The 15716-nt window shown below is 67.3% G+C and carries 12 protein-coding genes; 9 read left to right on the plus strand and 3 right to left on the minus strand.

Annotated elements, in window-relative coordinates; all coding sequences use genetic code 11:
* The first annotated feature begins 245 nt into the window (after positions 1 to 245).
* Positions 246 to 2858: a bifunctional lysylphosphatidylglycerol flippase/synthetase MprF gene (locus tag AC1DGE_RS01245; protein ID WP_476916738.1), complete on the plus strand. Its 2613-nt coding sequence runs from the start codon at positions 246 to 248 to the stop codon at positions 2856 to 2858.
* Positions 2859 to 2884: 26 nt separating this feature from the next.
* Here AC1DGE_RS01245 and AC1DGE_RS01250 read toward each other — a convergent pair whose 3' ends face one another.
* Both AC1DGE_RS01250 and AC1DGE_RS01255 read right to left on the minus strand, forming a co-directional pair.
* On the minus strand, positions 2885 to 4210 hold the full coding sequence (locus AC1DGE_RS01250; RefSeq protein WP_476916739.1) for an alpha/beta hydrolase: 1326 nt from the start codon (positions 4208 to 4210) through the stop codon (positions 2885 to 2887).
* Positions 4211 to 4272: 62 nt separating this feature from the next.
* Positions 4273 to 5208: an aldo/keto reductase gene (locus AC1DGE_RS01255; RefSeq protein WP_476916740.1), complete on the minus strand. Its 936-nt coding sequence runs from the start codon at positions 5206 to 5208 to the stop codon at positions 4273 to 4275.
* A gap of 51 nt (positions 5209 to 5259) precedes the next feature.
* On the opposite strand from AC1DGE_RS01255, the gene AC1DGE_RS01260 reads away from it, so the two are divergent.
* Entirely contained in the window at positions 5260 to 6093 is an 834-nt protein-coding gene (locus tag AC1DGE_RS01260) for an undecaprenyl-diphosphate phosphatase (protein WP_441417797.1), read from the plus strand.
* A gap of 15 nt (positions 6094 to 6108) precedes the next feature.
* Complete coding sequence (mshC, locus tag AC1DGE_RS01265) at positions 6109 to 7392, plus strand: cysteine--1-D-myo-inosityl 2-amino-2-deoxy-alpha-D-glucopyranoside ligase (protein WP_476916741.1); 1284 nt, start codon at positions 6109 to 6111, stop codon at positions 7390 to 7392.
* A gap of 114 nt (positions 7393 to 7506) precedes the next feature.
* On the opposite strand, the gene AC1DGE_RS01270 is transcribed toward mshC, so the two are convergent.
* Positions 7507 to 8412, minus strand: a complete 906-nt coding sequence (locus AC1DGE_RS01270; RefSeq protein WP_175323659.1) for a PAC2 family protein — start codon at positions 8410 to 8412, stop codon at positions 7507 to 7509.
* 121 nt (positions 8413 to 8533) lie between these two features.
* Here AC1DGE_RS01270 and AC1DGE_RS01275 point away from each other — a divergent pair, with 121 nt between their 5' ends.
* The 6 genes from AC1DGE_RS01275 (at position 8534) to AC1DGE_RS01300 (ending at position 15631) form a co-directional block, all read left to right on the plus strand.
* Positions 8534 to 9313, plus strand: a complete 780-nt coding sequence (locus tag AC1DGE_RS01275; protein WP_441417795.1) for an HAD family hydrolase — start codon at positions 8534 to 8536, stop codon at positions 9311 to 9313.
* Positions 9306 to 10526 (plus strand): site-2 protease family protein, encoded by a 1221-nt coding sequence (locus AC1DGE_RS01280; RefSeq protein WP_476916742.1) that lies wholly within the window; start codon positions 9306 to 9308, stop codon positions 10524 to 10526. Before AC1DGE_RS01275 ends, AC1DGE_RS01280 begins: the two co-directional genes overlap by 8 nt.
* A 99-nt stretch (positions 10527 to 10625) precedes the next feature.
* Positions 10626 to 11765, plus strand: coding sequence for a tRNA (adenine-N1)-methyltransferase (locus AC1DGE_RS01285; protein WP_441417793.1), 1140 nt, complete (start codon positions 10626 to 10628; stop codon positions 11763 to 11765).
* 81 nt (positions 11766 to 11846) lie between these two features.
* Positions 11847 to 13661, plus strand: a complete 1815-nt coding sequence (gene arc, locus AC1DGE_RS01290; protein ID WP_441417886.1) for a proteasome ATPase — start codon at positions 11847 to 11849, stop codon at positions 13659 to 13661.
* A 47-nt stretch (positions 13662 to 13708) separates the two neighbouring features.
* On the plus strand, positions 13709 to 15319 hold the full coding sequence (gene dop / locus AC1DGE_RS01295) for a depupylase/deamidase Dop (protein WP_476916886.1): 1611 nt from the start codon (positions 13709 to 13711) through the stop codon (positions 15317 to 15319).
* Positions 15320 to 15430: 111 nt separating this feature from the next.
* Positions 15431 to 15631 carry a ubiquitin-like protein Pup gene (locus AC1DGE_RS01300; RefSeq protein WP_146337557.1) on the plus strand — a complete coding sequence of 67 codons (201 nt, stop codon included), beginning with the start codon at positions 15431 to 15433 and terminating at the stop codon, positions 15629 to 15631.
* The last annotated feature ends 85 nt before the right edge of the window (positions 15632 to 15716 follow it).

A 15716-nucleotide genomic window follows, 5' to 3' on the forward strand; every position in this document is an offset into this window, starting at 1 on the left:
ACGTAGCACCTGAGTGGCGCCCTGTACATCCGCCCCAAAAAAGCGAGTATTGCCTACTCCCGAAGTGCCGCCCTAAGGGGAATATGCTTCAGGCGTGCCGTAGCCGTGCCGCTGAGCCGGGCTACGCTGCCGCACTGGAAGTGACGGGTGACATGAAGCCTACGAGCAGCACACTGGTCCGCCCCGACGGACGTGTGAAGCGGCAGGCAGGAGCACATCGGGCCCAGCCGCTGCCGCGGTACGGCTTGCGTCGCATACCGCTGACCTGGCTGCTGATCGTTCTCTTGTGGTCCGCCGGAGCCGCCACGGGATCCCTGGTTTCCGGCCCCCCGCAGGCCCTCGGTCCGTTCGTTGCGATCGGCCCCGACACCCCGACACGGGGTGAATGGGGACCCGCTCTTGCCAGCCTGGTGTTTCCCGGCGGCGTTGCGTCCTATGTCCTGGCCACTGTGGTGCTTCTCCTGTGTGTCGGGTTTGCCGAAACCACGCTGGGAAGCGGCCGGGCTTTGGCCGCCGTGGTGGCCGGCCACCTGGCAGCCGTCTTCCTGTTCGTCGGGAGTGTGGCGGCCGGCGACGAGCTCGGCAGCAGCTGGCTGAGCTCCATGCAGCACCCGGCCCTGGCGGGTCCGTTCGCCGGCTCCCTGGCTGCCGTAATGGCTGCGAGTCCCGGAATCAGCCCCTTGTGGCGTCGCCGCCTGCGGTCACTCGGCCTTGCCGTGACCATCATGCTCCTGCTGTACGTAGGTCACCCCCAGAACGTGCTCGCATTTTTGGGGGTGCTCAGCGGCCTGGCAAGCGGCTGGGCCGCTGCCAGAGTCAGGTCCAGGGCCGCAGCCAAGGCCACCACCCGACGTGCCGCGAACGGCGCCGCTTCGCGCGCGAACGTTTTATACCCGCCGGGCGCGGTGTGGACCGGCCGCGACGTTCGCTCGACGCTGGCCATGACCGTGGCAGTATTCGCCGCCGGCCCGGTGCTGGCCGGGCTGTCCCAGGCGCCTATCGGCCCCCTTGCCGCTCTCCGGAACCTGATTGTCAATCCGGTGCCCACCCTGGGCGAGCTCCAGAGCGACTGCGCCGCAGCCGTGAATGCGGGCTGCTCCCAGATCATGCACAGTCCCGGCTTGCACGGCCCCGGCGGCGCCGCCCTCTCCGTGGTTCCCTTGCTCCTGCTGCTGGCATGTGCGGAGGGGCTGCGCCGGGGGAGCCGGGTAGCGTTGTGGATAGCCACGGTTGCCCATCTCGCCGTCGGCGTGCTCTCTGCTATCTACCTACAGCTATTTGCCCACTTTGGCGTCTACGTCAGGAACGGGAGCCGCAGGATTCCTGTCGACTCGGGCATCGTGGAGATCCTGCCGGTGGTACTGGTGCCACTGCTGATCGCCGCCGCGCTGTTTTTCAACCGGCGCCATTTTCCCGTGGACACGGATCCCGCGCTCGGACGCCGCGCACTGGTCTTGGTGCCCGGCATCTTTGCCGCATTTGTCGCCCTCTACGTCCTCGCGTGGTTCGCAGAGGGAAACAACCGGCACCGCGCCGGCCTCCTGTCGTTGGGAACAACCCTGCCTCGGATGTTCCTGCCGTATCCTTTTTCCTTCAAGTATTCCGTCTCGGTGCACCCTCGCGGTTATTGGTCGTCGTTGATTTTCAGTTACGGCGGAGCAGCTTTTTGGCTGATCTGCCTGGTCGCCGTCCTGGTCATCTTTACCAAGCGGCGCCTCTGGGACCACCGGGTAGACGATCACCGCTCCCTGGCCCGGCGCCTGGTGTTCCAGGGCGGCGGCTCGCTGTCCTGGATGGCGTTGTGGCCCAACAACAGCTACTGGTTTAACCGTGCGGGAACGGTGGGAATCGCCTACCAACTGCATCACGGCATCGCCCTGACGGCAGGAGGTCCGTTCGGGAGGGAGTGCGACTTCGCCGACGCCGTCCGCGAATTCACGGGGTACTGTGCCGAGCAGTCCCTGACGCCGTGTTGGTACTCCGTCGCCGCCGCCCACTGGGCAGAACTCAGGTCGCTGGGCTTCAGGGGCATGGAGGTAGCCCAGGAGACGGTGCTTCCCTTGACTGGAATCGATTTCCGCGGCAGGGAGTGGCAAAGCGTCCGCACCGCCATGAATAAAGCCCGAAGGCTCGGAATTACTGCCCACTGGGGCGTCTACAGCGGGCTCCCTGACGGACTGCGGAGCCAGGTCCACGATATTTCGGAGCGGTGGGCCTACTCCCGGGCACTCCCGGAAATGGGTTTCACCCTCGGGGGTGTGGAGCAACTCAAGGACGACCATGTGCTGCTCTGCCTCGCCGTAGATCCTGATGGCGCGGTCCTCGGTGTCACCAGCTGGCTGCCGGTCTTCCGCAACGGGGAAGTGGTCAGCCGCACCCTGGATTTCATGAGGCGCCGCGAGGACTGTTTTAACGGTGTCATGGAGTTCCTGATCGCATCGGCGGTGCTCCACTTTAAGGACAGCATGGCCGAGATTTCGCTGTCCGGTTCACCTTTGGTTCCCGCGACGGCGCTGGTGCCCCGCCAGGCGGAAGTCTTTCCTTCTGCGGGGGCCGGGCTGCCCGGCAAAGGCGCCACAGTGGCGGACGACGGCGGGACGGCGGGCCGCGTCCTGCGCTGGCTCGGCGACGTGCTTGAGCCGGTCTACGGATTCCGGTCCTTGGCGGCCTTCAAGCAACGCTTCCAGCCCCAGCACCGGACCCTCTTCATCCTGTACCAGGATCCGTTGGCGCTGCCGCTGATCGGCCGCGCCCTTGCCGAGGCGTACCTGCCTAACTGGTCTGTGCGCCATACGGCGCGGCTGATCCGTGATGTCACCACCGGCCCTCAGCCTGCGAGCAGGCCCGGCCGCCGGTAGCCGAATCCCGCCGCCCTGTAGACGGCTCAGCCCGTAACCCCAAGGCGGCCCATCAGCCAGTCCATGTTGTTCTCCACCCCGTACTTCCAGGCCGTCCAGGCGTGTCCGCCGGGCGCCTCCTGGAACTGGACATTGATGCCGGCTTTCTTCATCGCCTGGTAGACCTGGACTCCCTGGGCCCGGAAGAACGGATCGCCGGCGCCGACGGTGACGATGCCGGCGGTGTCCGGGTACTTGCGTGTCTTGATGACGTCGAGCGCGTTCTGCTTCTTGAACTCGGCTGCGCTGCCGCCGAAGTACTGCTGCAGGAGCACTTGGTGGCCCTGCCGAATCGTCGGCTGGTTCTCACCCGAGCTGTCGATGAACGTGGGATAGACCTCTGGGTAGTTCATGGCCAGCTGCATGGCGCAGGTCCCGCCGTAGGAGAACCCTCCGATGGCCCACTGGCGGCTGGAGTGCTTGCCGGCCCCAAAAGTGGCCTTGACCCAGTTCGGTACGTCCTCGCTCAGGTACCGTCCGGCCTGGCCCTGTTTGGTGTTCATACACAGCGGCGGGTAGTTGGCCCACTTTGCCCCGGCGTCGGGAAGCACGATGATCGGCGCCAGCCCCTTGTGTTCGGATGCGTACTCGTCCATGAACTCGGCAATCCTGCCGTTCCGAAGCCAATCCACCGGTTCGCCCGGGACCCCGTGGATCAGAACCAGCACCGGGAGATCCGCCCGCGGTGCGGCGAGATACGCCGGGGGAAGGTATACAAAGGCCGTTGAGGACACCTCGTGGGAGATCGGAGCCGGGATGAAGGCCCGGACGACTGTTCCCTGATCCGGCATATTCTCCGGCGGCGTCCAGTCGGCCAGCGTGGTGGGCGGCTCGCTCGGCTTGACGTCCGGCACCGGGTCTCCTCGTTCCTGGCTCTTGAACTGATCCAGGGTTTCCATCTTCACGCCGGTGTCTCCGAAGACCGATCCCAGGGTGGGGTAGTACTCGAAGTTCTGGTTGATCAGCGATCCCGACGCCAGGACAACGACCAGCGCCGCCGGCAACACGGCAATGCGCGCCGTCAGCCGACGGAGGTCCCGGATCTTGGGCACCACAAGGAGCAAGGCGAGGATACCGAGGCCCGCGTAGGCATAGACACGCTTAGGCAGCGGGGACCCCCACAAGTTCCACACCGGCTCGCACAACACCCAAATAATGGCGCTCAGGAGGCCGGCGGCCAGTACTGCGGCCGGCACCCAGCGGGACAGATGGCGCCGCCGACCCCAAATAAGCCAGATGAGGGCCGCGGCGGCCAGAATGTAGAGAACCACGGGCACGACGCCAGTAGTAATAGCGAGGTTCTGCAGGTTCATGGCCTAAGACTAAAGCTCAAAACAGGGAATCCGCCCGGAAACAACCGAAAAGCTACCCCGGATCAGGCCGGGCTGGAGACATCCTCCAACGCTGCGGCAATCTCCGGCGGCAACGGCGTCAGCACCGCATCCATGATCTCCTTCAACTGGACCGGCGTCCGGGCACCCACCAACGCGGTGGCCACGCCGTGCTGGGAGAGCAACCAGCTCAGGGACACGTCCAGCGCGGTCCGGCCCAGACCCTTGGCCGCCATCGCCACGGCCTCTACGACGCTGGAGGCGGTCCCTTCAAGGTAGGGCTCCACGTAGCCGGCCAGCTTGTGGTGTGCGGCCCGCGAATCGGAGGGAATATGACCGCGGTACTTGCCGGTCAGCACCCCGCGCCCCAGCGCGCCCCACGCCATCAGGCCGAGCCCGGCGTCTTCGATTGCCGGGATCAGCTCGGCTTCGGGCTTTCGCTGCAGCAGCGAGTACTCGGCCTGGCAGGCAACCAGCGGGAAGTCAGCCACCGCGGCGGCCTTGGCGGTCTGCCAGCCGTTGAAGTTGGAGACACCGGCGTAGCGTGCCCGGCCGGAGCGGACTGCGAATTCCAAGGCGGAAAGGGTCTCCTCCAGCGGAACGTTCGGATCCCAGGCCTGGGCGAACCAGATATCCACATAGTCGGTGCCGAGTCGGGCCAGGCTCGCGTCAAGGCCGGACAGCATGCCGTTGCGGGAGGTGTCCACGCTGCGCCGGCCGCCCGAGGTCGTCAACCCGGCTTTGGTGGAGATCACCACTTCGGAGCGGGCCACGACGTCGCCCAGCATGCCGCCCAGCAGGACCTCGGCCGCGCCGCCGGCGTAGGACGCGGCCGTGTCGATCAGCGTGCCGCCGCCGTCGACGAAAGCACGAAGCAGTCCGGCGGCATCCTGTTCATCGGTCTCACCGGCCCACGACATGGTGCCAAGGGAAAGGGACGAGACACGCAACCCACTGTTGCCGACATAACGCTGCTGCATGCCTGCAAGCTTACGATGCTTCGGAACCTCCATAACGTAGGGTCTATAAACGTGAACTGGTTAGAAGCGGCCTTTCTGGGCCTTGTGCAGGGACTGACAGAATTCCTCCCGATTTCCTCGAGCGCCCATCTGCGGATCGTGGGGGCGTTCCTGCCCAACGCCGCGGACCCCGGCGCGGCTTTCACCGCCATCACCCAGCTGGGTACCGAGACGGCGGTGATCGTCTACTTCTGGCGGGACATTGTGCGGATCGTCAAGGCCTGGTTCGGCTCGCTGACTGGCAAGGTCTCACGGCAGGATCCGGACGCACGGATGGGCTGGCTCGTGATTCTGGGCAGCCTGCCGATCATCGTCCTTGGCTTGCTCTTCCAGGACCAGATCGAATCGGTGCTCCGCAGCCTGTGGATCGTCGCCACCACCCTGATCGTCTTCGGCATGATCCTCGCCGTGGCGGACGCCGTCGGCCGCCAGGAACGTGACCTCACCAAGCTCAGCTACAAGCACGGCATTTTCTACGGCCTCGCTCAGGCGATGGCTCTGATCCCCGGGGTGTCACGCTCCGGCGGCACGATCACGGCCGGCCTGCTCATGGGGTACACCCGTGAGGCCGCCGCCCGCTACTCCTTCCTGCTCGCAATCCCCGCCGTCTTCGGCAGCGGCCTGTACCAGCTCTACAAGGTGGTCTCGAAGGACGGCATCACCGGCCCTTACGGCCTGCCCGAAACCGCCCTCGCCACCGCGATCGCCTTCGTGGTGGGCTACGTGATCATCGGCTGGTTCCTCAGGTACGTCTCCACCCGCAGCTACCGGCTCTTCGTCTGGTACCGCATTTTGCTGGGCCTCGCGCTGTACCTGTTGCTCGGTTTCAATGTCATCAGCGCCTAGCACTAGGCTTGGGGTGTGAAATCCTGGATCTCCCGCCCTGTTCCCCAGCTGCCGGGCACCATGCCCGCGCTGCGTCTTTTCGATACCGCCAAGGGCGGCCTCGCCACCCTTGAAGCGACGGGGGAGCAGTCCATGTACGTCTGCGGGATCACCCCGTATGACGCCACCCACATGGGCCACGCGGCGAGTTACGTGGCCTTTGACCTGCTCAACCGGGCGTGGCGCGACGGCCGCCAGCAGGTCGCGTATGTCCAGAACGTGACCGACGTCGACGACCCCTTGCTGGAGCGCGCGACTGCCACCGGGGTGGACTGGCGGGAACTCGCCGCCAGCCAGATTGAGCTGTTCCAGACCGACATGGAAGCCCTGAACGTGCTGGCGCCGGATAACTACGTGGGCGCCGTGGAGGCCATCCCGCTGATCGTCCCGGCTATCGAGTCGCTCGTGCAGCGCGGCCTGGCCTACCGGGTGTCCGGCACCCCCGGCGAGCCCGACGGAGATGTCTACTACGACGTCGAGGCGGCCGGAAAGCACTCGGCCGAAGCGCAGGACGCGTGGACGCTGGGATCCATCTCGGGCCTGTCCGATGCCGAGATGCTTGAACTCTTCGCCGAGCGCGGCGGCGACCCCGGCCGGGCCGGGAAACGCCAGGCGCTTGATCCGCTGCTCTGGCGCGTGGCCCGTGACGGCGAACCCAGCTGGCCCGGCGGCGAACTGGGGGAGGGGCGCCCCGGCTGGCACATCGAATGTACCGTCATTGCGCAGAAATACCTGCCCGCTCCGTTCACCGTGCAGGGCGGCGGGTCCGACCTGATCTTCCCGCACCACGAAATGGGAGCCGGCCATGCCTACTCCCTGACCGGGGTGCCGCTGGCCAAGCACTTCGCGCACGCCGGCATGGTGGGACTCGACGGCGAAAAGATGAGCAAGTCCAAGGGCAACCTCGTGCTCGTCTCCAAGCTGCGCGCCGCCGGCGAAGACCCTGCCGCGATCCGGCTGGCAATCCTGGCCCACCACTACCGCAGCGACTGGTCCTGGACGGATGAGGGCTTCACCGAGGCCAAGGACCGGCTCCGGACCTGGCGTGCCGCCGTCGAACTCGCACCGGCGGGTTCTGCCGGGCCGCTCCTCGCAGAGATGCGGGCCGCGCTCTCTGACGACCTCAACGCCCCGCGCGCCCTCGAGGCCGTGGACGCATGGGCGTCTGCAGCGCTGGCAGCCGAAGCGGGTACTGGTTCCGCGGCTGACGCTGCACTGGTGGGCGACGCCGTCGACGCGCTGCTCGGCGTCGAACTCTAGACCTCACGAACCGCCAAAAGGCCGACGACGCAAAAAAGCGCTGGCGACACCCGGATTCCGATGTCGCCAGCGCTTTTGCGTAGCGCCGGGAAGCAAGCGCGTCGGCCCCGAGGTCTAGGGCTTGTCCTTGCCGCGGCGCTTGAGGTAGCGCTCGAATTCCCGCGCGATGGACTCGCCGCTGGCCTCGGGGAGGTCTGCGGTGTCTTTCGCCTCCTCCAGCTGGCGGACGTAGGCGGCGATCTCCGGATCCTCTGTTGCGAGTTCGTCCACGCCGCGTTCCCACGCGTCCGAGTCCTCCACCAGCTCCTGCGTGTCGAGCGGGACCTGCAGCAGTTCCTCGATCCGGTGCAGCAGCGCCAGCTGGGCCTTCGGTGAGGGCGCCTGCGCCACGTAGTGTGGCACGGCCGCCCAGAGCGAGACGGTGGGAAGCCCGGCCAGCAGGGCCACCTCGGCGAGCACCCCGACGATCCCTACCGGACCCTCGTACTGGGATGCCTCCAGGTCCATCCGTTCCCGCAGTGCCGCGTCGTCGGTCGAGGCGCTAACCGGGATGGGGCGGCTGTGCGGCACGTCCGCGAGCAGCGCCCCGACCAGGATGACGTAGTCCACCTTCAGCGCCTCGGCGTGCACCAACAGCTCTGCCGTGTAAGCGCGCCATTTGTAAGACGGCTCGGTGCCCTGGACAAAGATGACGTCCACGTTGGAGTCCGGGACGCTGGCTTTAAAGATCCGGGTGGCAGGCCACTTGATCTTCCGTTCGCCGGACGCCGTGCGCCGGATGGTGGGGCGGGTGAACTGGAAGTCGTAATACTCGTCGGCATCAATCGAGCCCACCTTCTTGCCGCCCCAGAGCTTGTTGAGGTAGCGCAGCGCATCGCTCGCCGCTTCACCGGCATCGTTCCAGCCTTCGAAGGCTGCAAGCATCACGGTGACACGCTGGCCCTCGGGCACGGGCTGCAGCAGCCGCTCCGGCTCGGGCGTGACGCCCGTTTCCGTGGTGTCTGGCTCGAAGCTATTCATGTGTTCACCCTACGTCCAAGTCGCAGGCGCGCGCATGGAGGAAAACGCCCCGGGTGCCCTGAAATTCGCCATCGGCGTAGCCTTGGGCGCCCCACACGGCCTGCACCGTAGACTGGAGGGCATGCGATCCCCAGCCTCCCAGCCCCTGCTCAAAGCCGCTTTATGGGACATGGACGGCACGATCGTGGACACCGAACGGTACTGGATTGAAGCCGAACACGCCCTGGTGGCCGCCCACGGCGGACAGTGGTCGCACGAGAAGGCCATGCAGCTCGTGGGCCAGTCGCTGGTCTATTCGGCCGGCATCCTGCAGGAAGCCGGCGTGGCGCTGGAAGTGCGCGAAATCATCGACACCCTCACCGGGCATGTCGTCAGCCTGGTCCGGGAGTCCGTGCCGTGGCGCCCCGGCGCACGCGAACTGCTGGAGGAACTGCACACGTCGGGCGTCCGCTGCGCCCTCGTGACCATGTCCGAGGCGCCCCTGGCCCGCGAGATCGTGGCCAGCCTGCCCAAACCCTATTTCGAGTTCCTGGTCACCGGGGACACCGTCACGCAGGGCAAGCCGCATCCCGAGGCGTACCTGAAAGCCGTGGAACTCCTGCAGCAGCGCGACCCCGAGCTGGACCACCGTCACTGCGTGGCCCTTGAAGACTCGGGGCCGGGGGTCGCGGCGGCCGTGGCTTCCGGCGTCGTCACGGTGGCGATTCCGCACATCGTCCCGCTCCCGCACGATCCGCGGCGCGCGACCTGGGACACCCTGGCCGGACGCACGGTCGCCGACCTGGAGGAGCTGCTCGGCCTCCGGCACGAATTTACCGGAGCCGGTCTGCGGCTGTCCGCCGGCGAACTGGAGAACTCCGGGCTGGAAAGCGCGGCAAGCGGAGGCCGTCGCCTTGACTGAGCCGTCGCCGCAGAAGCCGCCGGAGACCGGGGACCGCCCCTTTTCGCTCCGTGGCGGAATCCCGCTGGGCCGGATCGCCGGCATTCCCTTGGTGCTTGCCTACTCTTGGTTCGCCATCGCCGCTTTCACCGTGATCGCCTACGGACCCGTGCTCGAGCACAACGACCCCCGCCTCGGCATCACCGCCTATCTCGTGGCGTTCGCCTACTCAGTGCTGCTGCTGATCTCGGTGCTCGTCCACGAACTGGCCCACGCGCTCACCGCCCGGCTCTACCACTGGCCCACCCGCAAGATCGTCCTCAACCTCTGGGGCGGCCACACCCAGTTCGAAGAGTTCACCGCCTCGCCGGGCAGATCCGTGCTGGTCGCCCTGGCCGGACCAGCCGCGAACCTGGTGCTCGCCGCCGGCGGCTGGCTGTTGCTCTCCGGCGGGCAGCTGGACGGCGTCGCGGACACCCTGGCGAACATCTTTGTCTGGGCCAACCTGCTGATCGGCATCTTCAATGTGCTGCCCGGCCTGCCGCTGGACGGGGGCCGGCTGGTGGAATCGGCGGTCTGGAAGGTCACCGGCAGCCACGAGAAGGGCACCATTGCGGCCGGCTGGGCCGGCCGCATCATCGTGATCGCACTGGCAGTCTGGTTTGTTGCACTCCCGCTCCTAAGCGGCAACCGCCCGGATACCTCCCTCATGCTCATCACCCTGCTGGTTGGCAGCTTCCTCTGGATGGGTGCCACCGCCTCCATCCAGCAAGCCCGGTACCGGAGCCGGCTGCACCTGGTCGACGCCGCGGCCCTCGCCGAGCCGGCGCTCGGGCTGCCCGACACCGCCACCGTCCTGGACGTGCTGCGGCACTCGCCGCAGGGTGTCCCCGCCGTCGTGCTCTTCGGCCAGGACGCGCGCCCGTCGGCCGTCGTCGACGAAACGGCAGCAGCGGCCGTTCCGCCCGCGCTGGCCGCCACGACCCCGGCAACCGCCGCCGCCTATCCGCTCGCCGCGGGTGCGTACGTCAAGGAAACTGACCGGGGAGCCGAACTGCTGGCATACCTTGCCCAGATCGAAGGTTCGGACTATGCGGTGGTCAACGACGCCGGCACCGTCACCGGACTGTTGCGCCAGCTGACCGTGCTGAACGCCCTGACCGGGAAGCAGCCGAGCGGCACCCCCGGCTCACAGACCGGGGGCGAAGGCCGGAATCAGGACCAGACCCGGTAGAGTTACCTGCCGGTCGTGAATTCTCCGGCCCACGAACACGGGCCGGTGCCCGCCGCCCATCCGCGGCCACCGCAGCTTTACAGGAGCGAGGAACATCTCATGAGCAGCGACACTGCCGCCAACGCCACCCCCAGCGGGGACAGCACAGCCGCCGACAGCATTTCGGCGCCAGCCGCCGAAACTGCCAATGTAACAGCCACCGAAACAGCACCCGGCACTGCGCCCGGCACTGCGCCCGGCACTGCGCCGGTCGGCGCCAACCGGCGCCGCGGTCCGTTCCGCGAGGGCGAGCGGGTGCAGCTCACGGACGAACGCGGCCGGATGAACACCATCAGCCTCGAGGCCGGCGGGGCCTTCCACACGCACCGCGGCTTCCTCAACCACGACGAGATCATCGGCAAGCCGGACGGCTCGGTCGTGGTGAACAACGTCGGCCAGCAGTACCAGACCTTGCGCCCGCTGCTCTCGGACTTCGTGCTCTCGATGCCGCGCGGCGCGGCCGTGGTGTATCCCAAGGACGCCGGCCAGATCGTCACCATGGCCGACATTTTTCCGGGCGCACGCGTGGTCGAGGCCGGCGTCGGCTCCGGCGCACTGTCCATCTCGCTGCTGCGCGCGGTGGGGGACAACGGCTACCTGCACTCCTTCGAACGCCGTGCGGAATTCGCCGACATCGCCCGCGGCAACGTCGAAACGATCTTCGGCGGCCCGCACCCGGCGTGGCAGATCACCCTGGGCGACTTCCAGGAGGAAGTTGTGCGGACCGAGGCGCCGGGATCCGTGGACCGGGTGGTCCTGGATATGCTGGCGCCCTGGGAATGCCTCGACGCCGTGGCCACCGTGCTGGCTCCCGGCGGCGTGTGGATCAACTATGTCGCGACTGTTACGCAGCTGTCACGGACCGCCGAGGCCATCCGCGCCGACGGCCGCTTCACCGAGCCGGATGCCTGGGAATCCATGGTCCGCGGCTGGCACCTCGAGGGCCTCGCCGTGCGCCCGGACCACCGGATGGTAGCCCACACCGGCTTCCTGCTGGTCACCCGCCGGCTGGCCGACGGCGTCACCGGCATCTCCGTGAAGCGCCGGCCGTCCAAGACCGAGTTCGACGCCGAGGATGTCAACGCCTGGACCCCCGGGGCAGTCGGCGAACGCGCGGTCTCGGACAAGAAGCTGCGCCGGGCCGCCCGCGACGCGATCGCCGGAACTAACGTCAAGGACACCCCCGAGGTTACGAACTAGTCCGTATTTCGGAAGTCTTCAGCAGCACCCGCCGAGTTGGGGCTATGGTCTTAATAGAAGTACGGAAGGGGCTGATGCATGATGGAGACTCCCAACAACGACCACGGCCGGACGCCGGCGGAGGACGAGGCCCAGGCGGCTGCCGCTGCCGGAGGGACTGAACCGGCGGGGGCATCCGACGTCGACCGGTATGCAGCCAATGAGCTATCGGTTGCCGAACGCCAGGTCAATATCCTGCGGGACAAGCTCCGCCACATCGACCGCCAGCTCGCGGCCGCCACGCAGAACAACTCCAAGCTCGTGGGCATGCTGGAAACGGCCAAGGCCGAGATCCTGCGGTTGAAGAACGCCCTGGACCAGGAGGGCCAGCCGCCCTACAGCTTCGGCACCGTCCTGCAGCTAAACCCGAAGCGACGCCCCGAACCCGGCAGCAGCGGGCAGGCCGACACGGAGGAGTCCGTGGACATCTTCAACGCCGGCCGCAAGATGCGGGTGGGCATCAGCCCGCTTGTGAACATCAACCAACTTGCCGTCGGGCAGGAAGTCCTGCTCAACGAGGCGCTGCTGGTGGTGGCCGGGCTTGGCTACGAGCGGGCCGGAGACCTGGTCACGCTCAAGGAACTGCTGGGATCGGACCGCGCCCTCGTTGTGGGCCGCGCGGACGAGGAACGGGTCATCCGGCTCTCCGGCGCCCTGCTGGCGCAGAAGCTCCGGGTCGGCGACGCCCTCTCGATCGACAGCCGCACCGGCTACGCCCTGGAGAAGATTCCCCGTTCCGAAGTGGAAAACCTCGTCCTCGAAGAAGTCCCGGACATCACCTACCAGGACATCGGCGGACTGGGCCCGCAGATCGAACAGATCCGCGACGCCGTCGAACTGCCGTTCCTGCACCCGGACCTGTACCGGGAGCACGGGCTCAAGGCACCCAAGGGCATCCTGCTCTACGGGCCGCCGGGCTGCGGCAAGACCCTCATCGCCAAGGCCGTGGCCAACTCGCTGGCCGCCCGGGCCGCCGAACGCGCCGGCAAGACGGACATGAAGAGCTACTTCCTGAACATCAAGGGACCGGAACTGCTGGACAAGTACGTCGGTGAGACCGAACGGCACATCCGGCTGATCTTCGCCCGGGCCCGCGAGAAGGCCTCCGAGGGCAGCCCCGTGGTGGTGTTCTTCGACGAGATGGATTCGCTGTTCCGCACCCGTGGCACCGGCATCTCCTCGGACGTCGAGACGACCATCGTGCCGCAGCTGCTCAGCGAGATCGACGGCGTGGAGCGGCTGGACAACGTGATCGTGATCGGCGCCTCCAACCGCGAGGACATGATCGATCCGGCGATCCTGCGCCCGGGCAGGCTGGACGTGAAGGTCAAGATCCAGCGTCCCGATGCCGAGGCCGCCGCGGACATCTTCAACAAATACATCACCACGGACCTGCCCTTCCACGAGCAGGACCTCGCCGAGCACAACGGCGACGTGCAGGCGACGGTGGATGCCATGATCCAGCGCACGGTAGAGGCCATGTACTCCACCGAGAAGTCCAACGAGTACCTCGAGGTGACCTACGCCAACGGGGACACCGAAATGCTGTACTTCAAGGACTTCAACTCCGGCGCCGTGGTGCAGAACGTCGTGGACCGCGCCAAGAAGTCCGCGATCAAGGACCTGCTCACCTCCGGGCAGAAGGGCCTGCGCATCGACCACCTGCTCCGCGCCGTCATTGATGAGTTCCGCGAGCATGAGGACATGCCCAACACCACCAACCCGGACGACTGGGCCAGGATTTCCGGCAAGAAGGGCGAACGCATCACATACATCCGCACCATCGTCCAAGGCAAGGCCGGCCAGGAACCCGGCAAATCCATCGAGACGATGCCGAGCACGGGCCAATACCTGTGACCGCCGGACCTTCAGCGGTTTCAGGGGGGCTGCCCGCCGGCGGCGCCATGCGGGTGATGGGCTCCGAGACCGAATACGGTATCCACGCGCCCTCCGCCCCGGGGGCCAACGCCACTATGATGTCCGCCCGGGTCATCCAAGCCTACGCCCTGGTGACCCGGCAACGCGCAGCTGGCGGCGCCGAAACCCGCTGGGACTACACCGACGAAGAGCCGCTGCACGACGCCCGGGGCTGGACCCTGGAGCGCAGCGAGGCGGAACCGGAACAACTCACCGACCGGCCACCGGCCCTGGACGCGGAGGCGATCGCGCTTGCCTACGGCCGCGCGGAGCTGGACCACGACGGCGGGGACGAGTCCGGTTCGCTGCTCATGAACATGGTGCTGGGCAACGGCGCGCGGCTCTACGTGGACCACGCCCACCCGGAATACTCGAGCCCGGAAGTCACCAACCCCCGCGATGCCGTCACCTGGGACGCCGCCGGGGACCTCGTGGCTCTGGCCGCGGTCCGCCGGCTGGCCGCGGACCCGGAACTGCCGCCGATCAACCTGTACAAGAACAACACGGACAACAAATCCGTATCGTACGGCTCGCACGAAAACTACCTGATGCCCCGTTCGGTCCCGTTCGGCGAAATAGCCCGGGGGCTGACACCGTTCTTTGTCACCCGGCAGATCATGTGCGGCGCCGGCCGCGTCGGCCTGGGCCAGGACAGCTCCCGGCCCGGCTACCAAATCAGCCAGCGGGCGGACTTTTTCGAGACCGAGGTCGGCCTCGAAACCACCATCCGGCGACCCATCATCAACACCCGGGATGAACCGCACGCGACCGCGGACAAATACCGCCGGCTGCACGTCATCATCGGCGATGCGAACCTCAGCCAGGGAGCCAACTTCCTGAAGTTCGGCAGCACCGCCATGGTCCTGAGCCTCATCGAGGCTGGCCTGGCGCCCCGCATCGAGGTCCACGAACCGGTGGCGGCCCTGCAGGCCGTCAGCCACGACACCTCCCTGACCGCGACCCTGCGCTTGCTCGACGGACGCCGCGTCACTGCCCTGGACCTGCAGTGGATGTACTTCGAGGCTGCCGCCAAGCTCGCCCAGGATACCGGTGTGGCGGACGCCGTCGACGGCGACGGCCACACCCACGCCGTGCTCGAGCGCTGGTCGGCGACCCTTACCGCGCTGGACAGCGACCGGGCCGCCGCCGCGTCGACAGTCGAATGGCTGGCCAAGCTCTCGCTGCTGGAGGGCTACCGCCAGCGTGACGGGCTGGAATGGTCGGACGCCCGGCTGGGGCTCGTGGACCTGCAGTGGGCGGACATCCGCCCCGAGAAGGGGCTCTACCACCGGCTGCTGGCCCGCGACCGGATGCAGCGGATCGTCGACGACGAAGCGATCGCCCGTGCGGTGACGGAGCCGCCGTCGGACACCCGGGCTTTCTTCCGCGGCCGCTGCGTCAGCCGCTTCGGCACCGACCTGGTCGGCGCCAGCTGGGACTCGGTGATCTTCGACCTGCCGGGGCGCGGCAAGCTGCAGCGGGTCCCCACCCGCGAACCGCTGCGCGGCACGGAGGCCCTGACCGGAGGACTCTTCGCCCGGCACCGCGAGGCCGCGCCGTTCCTTGCGGAGTTGCTCGGGTTGCCCCCGGGTTCGTAGGCCCAAAGACCCCCCGCAGGGGACCAGGGCGTGGCAAGATTGCTTACAGGATGTCCTGTGCAGGATGGGGCAGCCGGTGGGATTAAACAGTGGGATCAGAAGGAGAAAACGATGGCAGGCCAGGAGCAGCAGCAGCCGCAGTCCCGCGACACTGAGGTCGAGGAGGACATACCCGCACCTCCCGCGGCACCCGAGGCCCAGGCCTCTGCCGCGACCCAGGGCGTGGACGATCTGCTCGATGAGATCGACGGCGTGCTGGAGTCAAACGCCGAGGAGTTCGTCAGGGCCTTCGTCCAGAAGGGCGGCCAGTAGCCCCCCGGCCGACGGCTGGTCGCGGACACTACTGGAGGAGAACCGGAACTGAGGAGACACAGGGCTGAGGGCCGGAAGTCGTTGA

It is taken from the genome of Arthrobacter sp. 05N425 (assembly GCF_056397125.1).

Coding starts and splice junctions, on each gene's coding strand:
- AC1DGE_RS01250 (WP_476916739.1), bottom strand. CDS start 4,210: ATGAACCTGCAGAACCTCGCTATTACTACTGGCGTCGTGCCCGTGGTT.
- AC1DGE_RS01255 (WP_476916740.1), bottom strand. CDS start 5,208: ATGCAGCAGCGTTATGTCGGCAACAGTGGGTTGCGTGTCTCGTCCCTT.
- AC1DGE_RS01270 (WP_175323659.1), bottom strand. CDS start 8,412: ATGAATAGCTTCGAGCCAGACACCACGGAAACGGGCGTCACGCCCGAG.
- AC1DGE_RS01275 (WP_441417795.1), top strand. CDS start 8,534: ATGCGATCCCCAGCCTCCCAGCCCCTGCTCAAAGCCGCTTTATGGGAC.
- AC1DGE_RS01285 (WP_441417793.1), top strand. CDS start 10,626: ATGAGCAGCGACACTGCCGCCAACGCCACCCCCAGCGGGGACAGCACA.
- arc (WP_441417886.1), top strand. CDS start 11,847: ATGGAGACTCCCAACAACGACCACGGCCGGACGCCGGCGGAGGACGAG.
- dop (WP_476916886.1), top strand. CDS start 13,709: ATGCGGGTGATGGGCTCCGAGACCGAATACGGTATCCACGCGCCCTCC.
- AC1DGE_RS01300 (WP_146337557.1), top strand. CDS start 15,431: ATGGCAGGCCAGGAGCAGCAGCAGCCGCAGTCCCGCGACACTGAGGTC.